The organism is Nocardia sp. NPDC006044 (assembly GCF_042871115.1).
Classification (GTDB): Bacteria; Actinomycetota; Actinomycetes; order Mycobacteriales; family Mycobacteriaceae; genus Nocardia.
The window spans coordinates 941104-953268 of the sequence record NZ_JBIAID010000004.1; the positions used below are offsets into that span (position 1 = coordinate 941104).

13 protein-coding genes are annotated in these 12165 nt (G+C 68.8%); 5 read left to right on the forward strand and 8 right to left on the reverse strand.

The features are described 5' to 3' along the window. Positions 1 to 2: 2 nt before the first annotated feature. The 3 genes from ACFYO1_RS35375 to ACFYO1_RS35385 are packed head-to-tail and all read right to left on the reverse strand — an operon-like array spanning position 3 to position 2604. A complete protein-coding gene (locus tag ACFYO1_RS35375; protein ID WP_387241053.1) occupies positions 3 to 896 on the reverse strand; it encodes an alpha/beta fold hydrolase in 894 nt (297 codons plus the stop codon). Next, a complete protein-coding gene (locus tag ACFYO1_RS35380; RefSeq protein ID WP_387241056.1) occupies positions 893 to 1417 on the reverse strand; it encodes a YiiD C-terminal domain-containing protein in 525 nt (174 codons plus the stop codon). The genes ACFYO1_RS35375 and ACFYO1_RS35380 overlap by 4 nt, the downstream gene beginning before the upstream one ends. Positions 1418 to 1446: 29 nt before the next feature. Then, complete coding sequence (locus tag ACFYO1_RS35385; protein ID WP_387241059.1) at positions 1447 to 2604, reverse strand: acyl-CoA dehydrogenase family protein; 1158 nt, start codon at positions 2602 to 2604, stop codon at positions 1447 to 1449. A 147-nt stretch (positions 2605 to 2751) separates the two neighbouring features. Here ACFYO1_RS35385 and ACFYO1_RS35390 point away from each other — a divergent pair, with 147 nt between their 5' ends. Beyond that, positions 2752 to 3681, forward strand: coding sequence for a PDR/VanB family oxidoreductase (locus ACFYO1_RS35390; RefSeq protein WP_387241062.1), 930 nt, complete (start codon positions 2752 to 2754; stop codon positions 3679 to 3681). Positions 3682 to 3691: 10 nt separating this feature from the next. On the opposite strand, the gene ACFYO1_RS35395 is transcribed toward ACFYO1_RS35390, so the two are convergent. After that, positions 3692 to 4129, reverse strand: a complete 438-nt coding sequence (locus ACFYO1_RS35395) for a hypothetical protein (protein ID WP_387241065.1) — start codon at positions 4127 to 4129, stop codon at positions 3692 to 3694. A gap of 353 nt (positions 4130 to 4482) precedes the next feature. Between ACFYO1_RS35395 and ACFYO1_RS35400 the strand changes: the two genes are divergently transcribed. Further along, positions 4483 to 5196, forward strand: coding sequence for a hypothetical protein (locus ACFYO1_RS35400; protein WP_387241068.1), 714 nt, complete (start codon positions 4483 to 4485; stop codon positions 5194 to 5196). A gap of 66 nt (positions 5197 to 5262) precedes the next feature. Further along, positions 5263 to 6816, forward strand: a complete 1554-nt coding sequence (locus ACFYO1_RS35405) for a phytoene desaturase family protein (RefSeq protein WP_387241071.1) — start codon at positions 5263 to 5265, stop codon at positions 6814 to 6816. A gap of 4 nt (positions 6817 to 6820) precedes the next feature. On the opposite strand, the gene ACFYO1_RS35410 is transcribed toward ACFYO1_RS35405, so the two are convergent. From ACFYO1_RS35410 to ACFYO1_RS35420, 3 genes are read right to left on the reverse strand one after another with little or no spacing between them, the layout of a single operon-like run. Beyond that, positions 6821 to 7804 (reverse strand): zinc-binding dehydrogenase, encoded by a 984-nt coding sequence (locus ACFYO1_RS35410; RefSeq protein WP_387241074.1) that lies wholly within the window; start codon positions 7802 to 7804, stop codon positions 6821 to 6823. A gap of 15 nt (positions 7805 to 7819) precedes the next feature. Next, the gene (locus ACFYO1_RS35415; RefSeq protein ID WP_378722785.1) at positions 7820 to 8242 is read right to left on the reverse strand and encodes an organic hydroperoxide resistance protein; all 423 of its coding nucleotides are present in this window, start codon (positions 8240 to 8242) and stop codon (positions 7820 to 7822) included. After that, entirely contained in the window at positions 8239 to 8694 is a 456-nt protein-coding gene (locus ACFYO1_RS35420; RefSeq protein ID WP_387241078.1) for a MarR family winged helix-turn-helix transcriptional regulator, read from the reverse strand. Before ACFYO1_RS35420 ends, ACFYO1_RS35415 begins: the two co-directional genes overlap by 4 nt. Before the next feature lie 251 nt (positions 8695 to 8945). Here ACFYO1_RS35420 and ACFYO1_RS35425 point away from each other — a divergent pair, with 251 nt between their 5' ends. Then, entirely contained in the window at positions 8946 to 9743 is a 798-nt protein-coding gene (locus tag ACFYO1_RS35425; RefSeq protein WP_387241081.1) for an SAM-dependent methyltransferase, read from the forward strand. On the opposite strand, the gene ACFYO1_RS35430 is transcribed toward ACFYO1_RS35425, so the two are convergent. Continuing rightward, positions 9740 to 10528 carry an IclR family transcriptional regulator gene (locus tag ACFYO1_RS35430; RefSeq protein ID WP_387241084.1) on the reverse strand — a complete coding sequence of 263 codons (789 nt, stop codon included), beginning with the start codon at positions 10526 to 10528 and terminating at the stop codon, positions 9740 to 9742. The two genes, ACFYO1_RS35425 and ACFYO1_RS35430, sit on opposite strands and share 4 nt — an antisense overlap. Positions 10529 to 10615: 87 nt before the next feature. Between ACFYO1_RS35430 and hutH the strand changes: the two genes are divergently transcribed. Then, positions 10616 to 12163: a histidine ammonia-lyase gene (gene hutH, locus ACFYO1_RS35435; RefSeq protein ID WP_387241087.1), complete on the forward strand. Its 1548-nt coding sequence runs from the start codon at positions 10616 to 10618 to the stop codon at positions 12161 to 12163. Positions 12164 to 12165 lie beyond the last annotated feature (2 nt).

Here is a 12165-nt window from a genome sequence, read left to right on the forward strand (position 1 = left end):
CCTCAGCCGGGTAGTTCGCCGGCGACAATCCAGGTCGCGACCCGGGCCGCGATCGCCGGGGAATCCTTGACCCAGGTGAAGTGATCGCGATGCTCGACCGGCGAGTCCTCGTCGATGTGCCACTGGGTGAGCTTCGCGTTCGGCATCCGGGAGACCAGGAAGTCGACATTGGACTTCGGGCCGAGGACATCGTCGGACAGCGAGATGGCCAGCACCGGCTTCGCCAGCGCGCGCAGCAGCGTGTTGTAGTGCCGCGCCGAGCCTTTGGGGCGGTAGTAACTGGTCAGCGAGTGCATCGCCCAGTCGCGCATGACACCGCCGGGCATCGGCGCGGGGATCAGCACGCCGCCGGGCCAGTGGCCCTTCCAGCGCGCGACCAGGCCGATCCACTGGATCTGGCTCAGGGCCTCGAACCAGCGACGCGGGCCGAACGCCCACCAGAAGACGGTTCCGGTGCCGATGACGGTCACGCCGGCCACCCGGTCCGGCTCGGCGGCGGCGTAGAGCAGCGCGATCTGGCCGCCCAGGCTGTGACCGAACAGGTGGATCGGCGCGTCCGGAAAGCGTTGCCGCACAGCGGCGACGATCGCGGGCAGGTCGATCTCCAGCATCTCGCGATAGCCGAAATCGCGGTGCAGGCCGAGTTCGGGTCGCGCTTCGCCGTGGGCGCGCAGATCGCAGGTGGCGACCGAAAGGCCTTGGGCGTTGAGTTCTTTGGCGAGCAGCAGGTAGTTCTTCGCCTTCATCGCCATGGCGGGCAGGATCAGCACCACCGGCGCGCCGGGCTTCGTGGCGGGCAGGAAGCGGACGGTGAAGGTGACGTCGTCGGGGGTCGAGACGGTCACCGACTCGAGGGTGGTGAATTCCGCGCTCTTCTTCGGGGCCGTTGCCGTCACCGGTCCGACTCCGGGATCGTCACGTCGCAGATGTAGTCGAAGGTGAACTTCGCGACGACCACGTCGCCGTCATCCACCAGAGCGGCCTTGCCGGACAACTCGAATCGGTTCGAGACGGTGGCCGCGAGCACCGCGGCGAGCTCGCGCTCGTCCACCGTGGCGAGGGCGCGGATCCGGCCGACGGCGGGCTTGCGGTAGGACGCGGTGCCGGAGCGCAGCACGAGGCGTTCGACGGTGGACAGGCGCGGGGCGGCCGCGCCGACGAACGCCGCCGCGCCGCCGATGTCGGCGGCGGTGAACAGCGCGCCGGCGTGCACCGTGCCCATGTGGTTGCCGACAGTGCCGCCGGCCGGGATCTCCACGACGGCGCGTTCCGGGCTGATCTCGATGATCCGGGTGCCGACGTGGCGGCCGAACGGCACCAGGTCCTGGGACACGGCGCGCAGGTATTCGTAATCGACGGCGGCGCAGTCGAGTTCGGGATAGGCGGCGGCGAAGCCGGCGATCTCTCGCGTGGTCATTGCGGTACTCCTCTCAGCGATAACGGAATTCAGCGATTGCGCAGCGCGCGCCTGGCGATGGACCAGCGCAGCACCTCCGACGGACCCTCGTAGATGCGGAACGCCCGCGCCTCCACCAGGAATCGGGCCACCAGGTGGTCCTCGCAGACCCCGAGCCCGCCGTGCAGCTGCACGGCACGGTCGAGCACCCGCCAGACCGCCTCGGAGACGAAGGTTTTCGCGATCGACGCGTCGTGGCGCGCCTGCGACGAGGTCGGGCCCTGCGCGTCGATGGTCTCGGCGGCGGTGCGGATCACGCCGCGGGCGGCGGCGATGTCGATCTCGTTGTCCGCGACCATGCCCTGCGCCAGCCCGTGGTCGGCGATCGGGACGCCGAACGAGGTCCGGGTGCTGATGTGGTCGATGGTGAGGCGGTGCGCGCGGACCGCGAGGCCGAGCCAGTTCATGCAGAACACCAGCCGGGATGGGGCGAGCCGCACCTGGGCGAGCGCCAGGCCCTGGCCGACCTCGCCGAGCACCGCGGAATCGGGGACCGCGCAGTCGGCGAAGGTGACCTCGCAGTGCCCGCCGGGAGCGCTGGTGTGGTCCAGGGTGGGCATCCGGCGGCCGACGTGCAGCCCCGGGTTGTCCGCGTCGACCAGGAACATCGTCGGTCCGTCGCCGGTGCGGGCCACGCAGATGGTGAACGCCGCGCCCTGCGCGCCGGTGGTGAAGTGCTTGGCGCCGTTGATGACCCAGCCGTCGTCGGTCTCCTCGGCGACCGTCTGCAACATGCCGGGATCCGAGCCCGCGCCGGGGGCGGGCTCGGTCATGGCGATCGCCGAGCGGACCTCGCCGGAGGCCAGCGGCGCCAGGTAGCGCTCCTTTTGCTCAGCGTTGGCGACATGGGCGAGCAGATGGATGTTGCCGTCGTCGGGCGCCCACGCGTTCACCGCGATCGGGCCGAGCAGGCTGGCGCCGGCCGCCTCCAGCACCTGAGCTTGCGCCCGGGTGTCCAGGCCGAGGCCGCCGTACTCCGGGGCGGACAGCGGGCCGAACACGCCCGCCTCCTTCGCCCGCTTCTGCAGGTCGAGGCGCAGCGCGTCGTCCATCACCCGCCCGTCGACGATGACCTCGCGTTCCACCGGAACGACCTGGTCACGAATGAACCGGGTGGTTGTGTCCACCAATTGCCCCACAGTCGTCATGGCGCCAGTTTCGGGGCCGCGGGGCCGTCTGAGTCGGGGCGATAGTCAACGTCGATCGCCCGAATCGACTGCCCGTTCGCCTGCTGCGTGGCCGGGGGATCTCCGAGACGGTGATCGCGACGACCAACCCCGCGAAGGATGGCTGAAATGACGGAGTTTCCGGTACGGGTGTCGGCGCGCCGCGACGAGGCCGAAGGTGTGTTCTCGCTCGAGCTGTCCGCGGTCGGCGGGGAGTTGCCGAGCTGGACGCCCGGCGCGCACATCGATGTCGCCGTCGGTGAGGCGGGAGTCCGCCAGTACTCGCTGTGCGGCGACCCTGCCGATCCGGACCGCTGGCGCATCGCGATACTGCACGAGCCGGACGGCCGCGGCGGATCACGTCATCTGCACAACACCGCACTGCCCGGCACGGAGCTGCGAGTATCGAAGCCGCGCAACAATTTCGAGCTCGTCGCCCGCGAGAGCTACGTGTTCGTCGCCGGCGGCATCGGCATCACCCCGATCCTGCCGATGATCGCCGCCGCGGCGGCCGCAGGCGCCCGCTGGTCGCTGTACTACGGCGGCCGCACCCGCGGCCACATGGCCTTCGCCGACGAACTGCGCACCACATACCCCGCCGCGAAACTGCTGCCACAGAACGAACACGGCCTCCTGCCGCTCGCCGAAATCCTCACCACCGATCCCGACGCCACCGTCTACTGCTGCGGCCCCGAACCCCTGCTCGCAGCCGTAGAAGCCGAAGGCGCCCAGCGCGGCCTACCCGTCCACCTCGAGCGATTCGTCCCCCGCCCAAGGGAATTCGCGCCCAACGGCGAATTCGACGTGCAACTGGCGAGCACCGGCCGGACTTTCCGCGTAGGCGTCAAACAATCCATCGCCGACGTATTGGAACGAGCAGGCATCCCCCTGGTCACCTCCTGCCGCGAAGGCACCTGCGGCACCTGCGAGACAACAGTCCTGTCCGGCCGGATCGACCACCGCGACTCGCTGCTCACCCCCGAGGAACAGGCGCGCGGCAACACCATGATGCTGTGTGTATCGCGGGCCGTGTCAGAGGTCCTGGTGCTGGACCTCTGACACCGGGTAGTCAGCCCGCGAGTGACCAGTTGCTGCCGCTGGGGCCTTGGATGGCGTAGTCGATGGACTTCTTGGTGCCGTACACGTCGCCGCCGACGAGCATGCCGAGCTTTTCCGCGACCGCCTGGGCGATCTTGAAGGAATTGCAGGTCGAGATGTAGATGTTGCCGGTATAGCCGCCGGGCAGGATGGCCTTGATGATGCCGGCGAGCTGGTCCGCGTTCAGATCGATCACCGGACCTTTGCCGGGGGTGGAGTCCTCGTCGCCGATGGAGTCCTCGTCGCCGTGGGCGGTGATGAAGAGGTTCTCGGTCTTGCCCAGCGTCGCACAGGGCCAGAGCTTCTTGCTGTAGGCATACGCGCGGCCGAACGTGGCCGGCTTATAGGCGGAGTCGTCGTACCCGGCCTCGAGAACATCGATGTCTTTGGCAATGAAGACAACAATCATGAGCTTGCCATTCCTTCTGACGAAAGCCTCTATACAACGGAATCGCTTGCATCCGTTAAGCTTTCGATCTATTCGATGCATAGAGAATACCGCGTCGGGAAGGCGGCGACGGGAATTCCGTACAGGGGACCAGTCGGTTCACGACGTGGGTCGCGGGCGGTGATACCGGGCATCCGGCGGCGACCGGCGGATCGACCCATCCTGAACGGCCGCGGGAACGAATGTTCCTCGGACGGCGGGTCGGCCCGGACCCCGGCATGAAACATGGTCGGATTCGTCGGTACCGGACAGTGCACATCGAACCTGGAGGAACCATGTTTGTTCGTTCGCGCGTGCTTGTACAGTCCCTGCTCATGGCCGGCGCGGGGGTGTTGATTCCGGCTCAGGGAATCGCGTCCGCGGAGCTGCCGACCGCGCCGAAAGTGTGCACGGAGCAGCAGGAAAAGGACGCGGACGCGGCTGCGGCGACGGAGTGTGCGCGGTTGCGAACCCGGAGTGCCGAGGCCAGGAGAAGCAGCGTCCCGGTCCCGGAGAATCCGGAGAAAATCACGCCCTTCGAGATGAAATCGGATATCGGTGTCGAGCCGGCGGAACAAAAGTCTCTGTTCGGCGAGGCGACGGACAACGAGAACGCGGGAACTGTCGGCGCGTACCGGGACACGGCGGCCCGCGCGGCCTATTTCACCGGGTTCTACACCGCCCGGCAGGGTGGCGAGCTGTACTTCCTCCCGTCGTCGGTGGAGTCGGCAGACGCAAAGGGTTTGACCGACTATCTGCTCAAAAAAGCCGGCGGCAATGATGGAAAAACGCACGACGACAGGGACCTTACGCCCGAGTTGCTGACCGCGAAGAAGACCGCCCTTACCGCCCTGGCTCGCGCGGACATCCTCACGGGCAAATTCCCTGACCTGCCGGACACCGGCGACATAGAAGCCGACGATGCGGCGGCGGCCGAATTCGAGGACGCGACTCCGGGCGATACCGTGGCGAACCGCATCGCGGCAGACCGGGCCGAGGCGGCGGCGGTCAAGGCGGCACAGGCCGCCGGTTGGATCAAAGCGGACTGATTCCGCGGGCAGCCGCTGCGCGCCGTAATGGGTGCCGCTGGACGTGATTCGTGCTATCGAGGAGGGATGGAGCCGAGGCAGGGGTCTTATGACGTGGTGATTGTGGGGGGCGGGCACAACGGGCTGGTGGCTGCGGCTTATTTGGCGCGGGCGGGGCGGTCGGTTGTGGTGTTGGAGCGGCAGGGGAGTACGGGTGGGGCGGCGGTTTCTTCGCGCGTGTTCGCGGGGGTGGACGCTCGGTTGTCGCGGTATTCGTATCTGGTGAGTTTGTTGCCTCGGCGGATTGTCGAGGAGCTGGGGTTGTCGTTTGTTACCCGCCGGCGCCGGATTTCTTCGTATACGCCGGTGGGGGCGGGTGGATTGCTGGTGGATACCGGGTCCGCGGAGCGGACCCGGGACAGTTTTGCGGGATTGACCGGGGCGGATCGGGATTTCGTTGCGTGGCAACGGTTTTACGGGATGACGGGGCGGCTGGCAGAGCGGGTGTTTCCGACCTTGACCGAGCCGTTGCCGTCGCGCAGCGAGCTACGGCGGATTGTCGACGACGAGGTCGCGTGGGGGGCGTTGTTCGAGCGGCCGCTGGGGGAGGTTATCGAGGCGGAATTCGCCGATGACACGGTGCGCGGGGTGGTGCTCACCGACGCGTTGATCGGGACGTTCACGCACGCGCATGACGCGTCGTTGCGGCAGAACCGGTGCTTCGTGTATCACGTGATCGGGGGCGGCACGGGGGACTGGGATGTGCCGGTGGGCGGCATGGGCGCGCTGACCGACGCGCTGGCCGGCGCGGCACGGTCCGCCGGTGCCGAGATCGTCACCGATTGTGCGGTGACCGGTATCGAAACCGACGGCCGCGCGGCGGAAGTCGGCTATGCGGGTGGTGTGGTCGGCGCGGGCCACGTGCTGGTGAATGCCGCGCCGCACGAGCTCGCGCGGCTGCTGGGTGCACCGGCGGAGCCGAAACCCGAAGGCGCGCAACTGAAGGTCAACATGTTACTGACGCGGCTGCCTCGGCTGCGGGACAGCTCGGTCGACCCGCGGGAAGCGTTCGCGGGGACCTTTCACATCGGCGAATCGTATGCCCAACTCGATCGCGCCTACGGCGAGGCGGCGATCGGGCGGATTCCGTCGGCGCCACCGTCGGAGATCTACTGTCACACGCTGACCGATCCGTCGATCCTGTCGCCGGAGCTGGCGGCGCAGGGCGCGCACACGCTCACCCTGTTCGGATTGCACACCCCGGCGAAGCTTTTCGCGAAAGATCCGCTGGGGACGAAGGTCGAGCTGCTGAAAGCGACCATCGCCCAGCTGGATTCGGTACTCGCGGAGCCGATCGGCGACTGCCTGGCCGTGGACGAGAACGGCGAACCGTGCCTGGAAGCGAAGACCCCGCTGGACCTCGAGCAGGAGGTGGGCTTGCCCGGCGGCCATATCTTCCACCGCGACTTGGCCTTTCCCTATCTGGCGGACGGTTCCGACACCGACCCGGCGACCCGCTGGGGTGTCGCGACCGGCCACCGCAATGTGCTGCTCTGCGGCGCGGGCGCAGTACGCGGCGGCGGGGTCAGCGGCATCCCCGGTCACAATGCCGCCATGGCCGTGCTCGAACTGCGCCCGTAGCCCGTCAGACCTTCGGTGCCAGCAGGACTTTCGCGCTGCGCCCCGGACTCTCGGTGGCGACGGCCGCGTCGGCGGCCGACTCCAGCGGGTAGGTGGCTTCGGCGTCCAGCTTCAGCACGCCCTGCGCCGCCGCGGACACCAGCTCGCCGATCAACCGCCGGCGATCTTCGGCAGAGGTCTCCTCGATCCGCTTGGCCCCCCAGAAACCCTTGACCACGGTCTGTTTGAAGATGAGGTCGCTCGGGTTGAGCGCCAGCGGCTGACCGGACAGCGCGCCGAACGAGATGAGCTCACCCTTGGTGGCCAGCAACGCCATCGCGTCGCTCGCGGCCGGTCCGCCCACCTGATCGACGGCCCGCACGATCGGCGCTCCCGACGTCGCGGCGACGGCCGCGTCCCGCCACCCCTCGGCCTCGGTGTCGAACACCGGCTCGAAACCGGCCGCCCGCAACGCTTCCACCGACTTCGGCCCGCGCACCAGGTTCAGCACGTTGACCCCGCGTTGGCGCGCAAGCACATTCACCAACCGGCCGACCGCGCCGTTGGCCGCGTTGATCGCGATCCACTCGCCGGACCGCACCGCGAGATCCTCCAGCAGCATCAGCGCGCTGAGCGGCATGGCCAGCAGCTGAGCGGCGGTCTCGTCGGACACCGCGTCCGGCACCGGCACGACCTGACCGGCCTGCACGATGAAGTAGTCGGCCCACACGTTCTGTGCGCCGGACACCGTAACCCGCTGGCCGACAGTGAGTCCGGTGACGCCCGGACCGAGCGCGTCGATCCGGCCGACCCCCTCGGTGCCCGGGATCGCGGGCAGCGGCGGCTTGTAGCCGTACACGCCGCGCACGATGGCGAGGTCGTGATTGTGGATGGGCGCGAGGATCAGCTCGACCCGCACCTCACCCTCGCCCGGTTCGGGCTGCGGCCGCTCCGCCGTGGTCAGTACGTCTTTCGGTTCGCCGAAACGCTCGATGACTACCGCACGCATCGCTTGCTCCTCCGATCAGTCTTCGGCGACAACGACATCGACGTCGATGTTGCCGCGGGTGGCGTTGGAGTACGGGCACACCTGGTGTGCCTTGTCGGCGAGGGCCTGCGCGTCCTCGCGGGACAGATGGGGCAGCGACACCTCGAGGGTGACCGCGAGCTGGAAACCGCCGGCGTCGTTCGGGCCGATGCCGACCTTCGCGCCGACCGCGGAGTCGTCGACATTGGCCTTGGCCTGCTTGCCGACCAGGCGCAGCGCGGAATGGAAGCAGGCCGCGTAGCCCGCCGCGAACAGCTGCTCCGGATTGGTGCCCGCGCCGCTGCCGCCCATCTCCGGCGGGGTGGCCAGGTCGACGTCGACCTTGCCGTCGGTGGTGCGGGCGTGGCCGTTGCGGCCGTCACCGGTGGCCAGGGCCTCGGCGGTGTACAGGACCTTCATGTCTGTTCTCCTTCGATCGGTGGTGCCGTGAGTGCGCTGGTCAGTCGACGCAGCGTGGCGCGCAAAGCCAGGAATTCGTCCACGGAAAGGCCGCACGCCTCGGCCATCTCGGCCGGGATGCCGCGCGCTTCGGCGCGCAGGGCGCGTCCGCGTTCGGTGAGTTCGATGTCGACGCGGCGTTCGTCGTCGGCGGCGCGTTGCCGACGGACGAAGCCCGCCGCCTCCAGCCGCTTGAGCAGGGGAGACAGCGTGCCGGAGTCCAACGCGAGAGCGTGGCACACCTCGCCGACGCTACGCCCGTCGCGTTCCCACAGGGCGAGCATCACCAGGTATTGCGGGTAGGTCAGCCCGAGCCGTTCCAGTTTCGGCCGGTAGACCGCGGTCATCGCCCGGGATGCCGCGTACAGCGGAAAGCAGATCTGCTCATCGAGGGTGAGATGGTCGTCGGTCATGTGCAATAACGTAGTCCCCAATTATATTGTGCACAACCAATCATGAGGTGTTGCCGGTCACAGTCCTCGACGCGACCGGATGTAGAGTGTCGAGGCCCACCGGGCTGGCCTGAACCGCCTTCCGAGCGTTCGGCGGAACCCGCGACTCGTGTCCGATCTGACTCTTCGGTGTTTATGTCTGAATTCGCCGACGAGAGCCCTTGGACGCTTGTACAGTCAGCCGCACGTACCACCTCTCGAGGAGCCGCATCATGGTCCGCGAAAGCGATCGGCTGATCCGCACCGATGTACCCCATTCCGCCCGTATCTGGAATTACTGGCTCGGTGGTCAGGATTATTACGAAGTCGATCGAATAGCCGGCGAGTCGGGCGAATCCGTGTTTCCCGAAATCGGCACCATGGCCCGGCAATCGCGCCGGTTCCTGATGCGCGTCGTGCGCTACCTCGCCGAGGAGGGCGGCATCCGGCAGTTCCTCGACATCGGCACCGGCCTGCCCACCATGCAGAACACGCACGAGGTCGCGCAGGGTGTCGCGCCGGAGTCCAAGATCGTCTACGTGGACAACGATCCGCTCGTGCTCGCGCATGCCCGCGCGTTGCTGATCAATACCACCGACGAAGGCGTCACCGCGCTGATCGAAGCGGATTTCCACGATACCGACCAGGTGGTGACCGAAGCGCGCAACATTTTGAACTTCAACAAACCGATCGCGGTCATGTTCATGGGCGTTCTCGGTCACGCTCGCACCTGGGACGACGTTATCCGGATAACCGGCGCTTTGCAGGAAGCCATTCCGTCCGGAAGTTATTTCGCGATGTACGAAGGCACCACCGAAGATCAACGGCTGGTGCGCCTCTCGGACTACTACTCGAAAACCGGCGCGGTGCCGTACTACGTGCGCACGGTCGATCAGGTCCGCGAGGTGTTCAAGAACCTCGATCTCGTCGAGCCCGGCATCGTGCCGGTCAACCAGTGGCGCGCCGACATTTCAGAGCCCGCGCGCGAGGTGCCGTCGGCGGCGTGGGGCGGCGTCGGCCGCAAGCTCTAGCGCTGGCCGGCGCGCCCGCCGATGCGCTGCGTGAGGCTGTCGGCGGCGGTGCGGAGCCGGTCGGCCAGCGGCGTCCAGTCGGCCTGGCACGGCGTGGCCTCGCAGTGGTGCCGGAAGGTGACGCTGATGGCCGCGATCGGGCGCTGGTTGTGATCGAAGACGGGATAGGCGACCGAGGCGAACCCCGGTGTGATGTGCCCGTCTTCGCTGGCCCAGCCGCGATGGCGTTCGGCGGCCAGCACCGTGCGCAGCGACGCGAGCGAGTTCGGCCCGCGCTCGGTGCGCCGCACGAACGACGACGCGGACGGGAACAGCGCGCGGATCTGCGCGGCGGGCAGGTAGGCGAGGATCGCGCGCCCGCAGGCGGTCAGGTGCGCGGGCAGCCGCACGCCCACCCCGGTGATCAGCGTCTCCGGCCGGATCGGGCGTTCCTTGATCAGGTAGAGCAGCTCGTTGCCGTGCAGCACGCCGAGGTGCGCGTTGTGCCCGACCTGCTCGACCAGTTCGCGCAGCAGCGGTCCGGCCAGCCGTTCGAGCGGGTCGTGGCGCAGGTAGGCCGAGCCGAGCTCGAACGCGGCGATGCCGAGGCCGTAGCGGCGTTCGCTGGGCAGCCGGGTGACGAACCGGGCCGACTCCAGCTCGCCGAGCAGGTGATAGGTGGTAGACCGGGGGAGGCCGAGTTCGCGCGCGATGGTCGACGCCGAGATCGGCCCGGCGCGCCCCGCGAGTAGTTGCAACACCGCCAGGCCGCGGCGCAACGCCGGGACGTCGCTGCTCGTTCCCATGCCATCTCCTCGGCAAGTCTTGGATATCAGACACTATCGGACCGTCCCTCATTCTCCACCGCCCGCGCTGACGGTGGAATGGACCCCATGCCCGAAACTGCACAGCTACCGACCGTCGCGCTGGACGGACCGTTGACCGGGGACCAGGTCGTCGCCGTCGCCCGGCTCGGCGCCAAGGTTCACCTGAGCGCGGCCACCGAGGAGCGGCTGGCGCTGGCCAGGGCGCACGTCGACGCGCTGGCCGCGGGGACGGTGCCGACCTACGGCGTGTCCACCGGCTTCGGCGCGCTCGCCACGCACAGCATCCCGCAGGAGAGCCGGGTGGCGCTGCAGCGTTCGCTGATCCGCTCGCACGCGGCGGGGGCGGGGCGCCCGGTCGAGCGGGAGGTGGTGCGCGCGCTGATGGTGCTGCGGCTGCGCACCCTGGCGACCGGCCACACCGGCATCCGGCCGGAGACCGCGGCCACGCTCGCCGCGTTGATCAACGCCGACATCACCCCGATCGTGCACGAGTACGGCTCGCTGGGCTGTTCCGGCGATCTCGCGCCGCTGGCCGCGGTGGCCCTGGCCCTGATGGGCGAGGGCGACGTCATCGACGCCGCGGGCACCGTGACGGACGCGGCAACGGCCTTGCGCGGCAACGGGATCAAGCCGGTCGTGCTGGCCGAGAAGGAAGGCCTGGCGCTGACCAACGGCACCGACGGCATGCTCGGCATGCTGATGCTCGCGCTGGCCGACCTGAACATGCTGCTCGACGTCGCCGACGTCACCGCGGCGATGAGCGTGGAGGCGCTGCTCGGCACCGACCGGGTGTTCGCGGCGGATCTGCAAGCCCTGCGCCCGCATCCGGGTCAGGCGCGCTCGGCGGCGCGGATCAGCGCCGCGCTGGCCGGTTCGGAGATCGTGGCGAGTCACCGTGGGCCGGACTGCAATCGGGTGCAGGACGCCTACTCGCTGCGCTGCGCCCCGCAGGTGCACGGTGCGGCCAGGGACACCGTCACGCACGCCGAACTGGTCGCCGGTCGCGAATTGGCCTCCGCCATAGACAATCCCGTGGTGCTCGCCGACGGCCGGCTGGAGTCCAACGGCAACTTCCACGGCGCGCCGATCGCGTACGTGCTCGACTTCCTCGCCATCCCGGTGGCGGACGTGGCGAGCATGGCCGAGCGCCGCACCGACCGGATGCTCGATGTCGCACGCTCGCACGGACTTCCGGCGTTCCTGGCCGGCGACCCCGGCGTCGACTCCGGGCATATGATCGCCCAGTACACCCAGGCCGCCGTGGTGAGCGAGCTGAAGCGCCTGGCTGTGCCCGCGTCTGTGGACTCGATCCCGAGCAGCGCGATGCAGGAGGACCACGTCTCGATGGGCTGGTCCGCGGCCCGCAAGCTGCGCACCGCGGTAGACGGCCTTACCACCGTGCTGGCCGTCGAATACCTCACGGCCGCACGCGCACTGGACTTCCGCGCGCCGATGCGCCCGGCGCCGGCCACCGCCGCGGCTCTGGCCCTGCTGCGCTCGAAGGTCGACGGCCCCGGCTCGGATCGCCATCTCGCGCCGGAGATCGCCGCCGCCGAGGCGCTGGTCCGCTCCGGCGAACTCGCCCGCGCGGTCGCACCACACCTCGGCGAATGAGC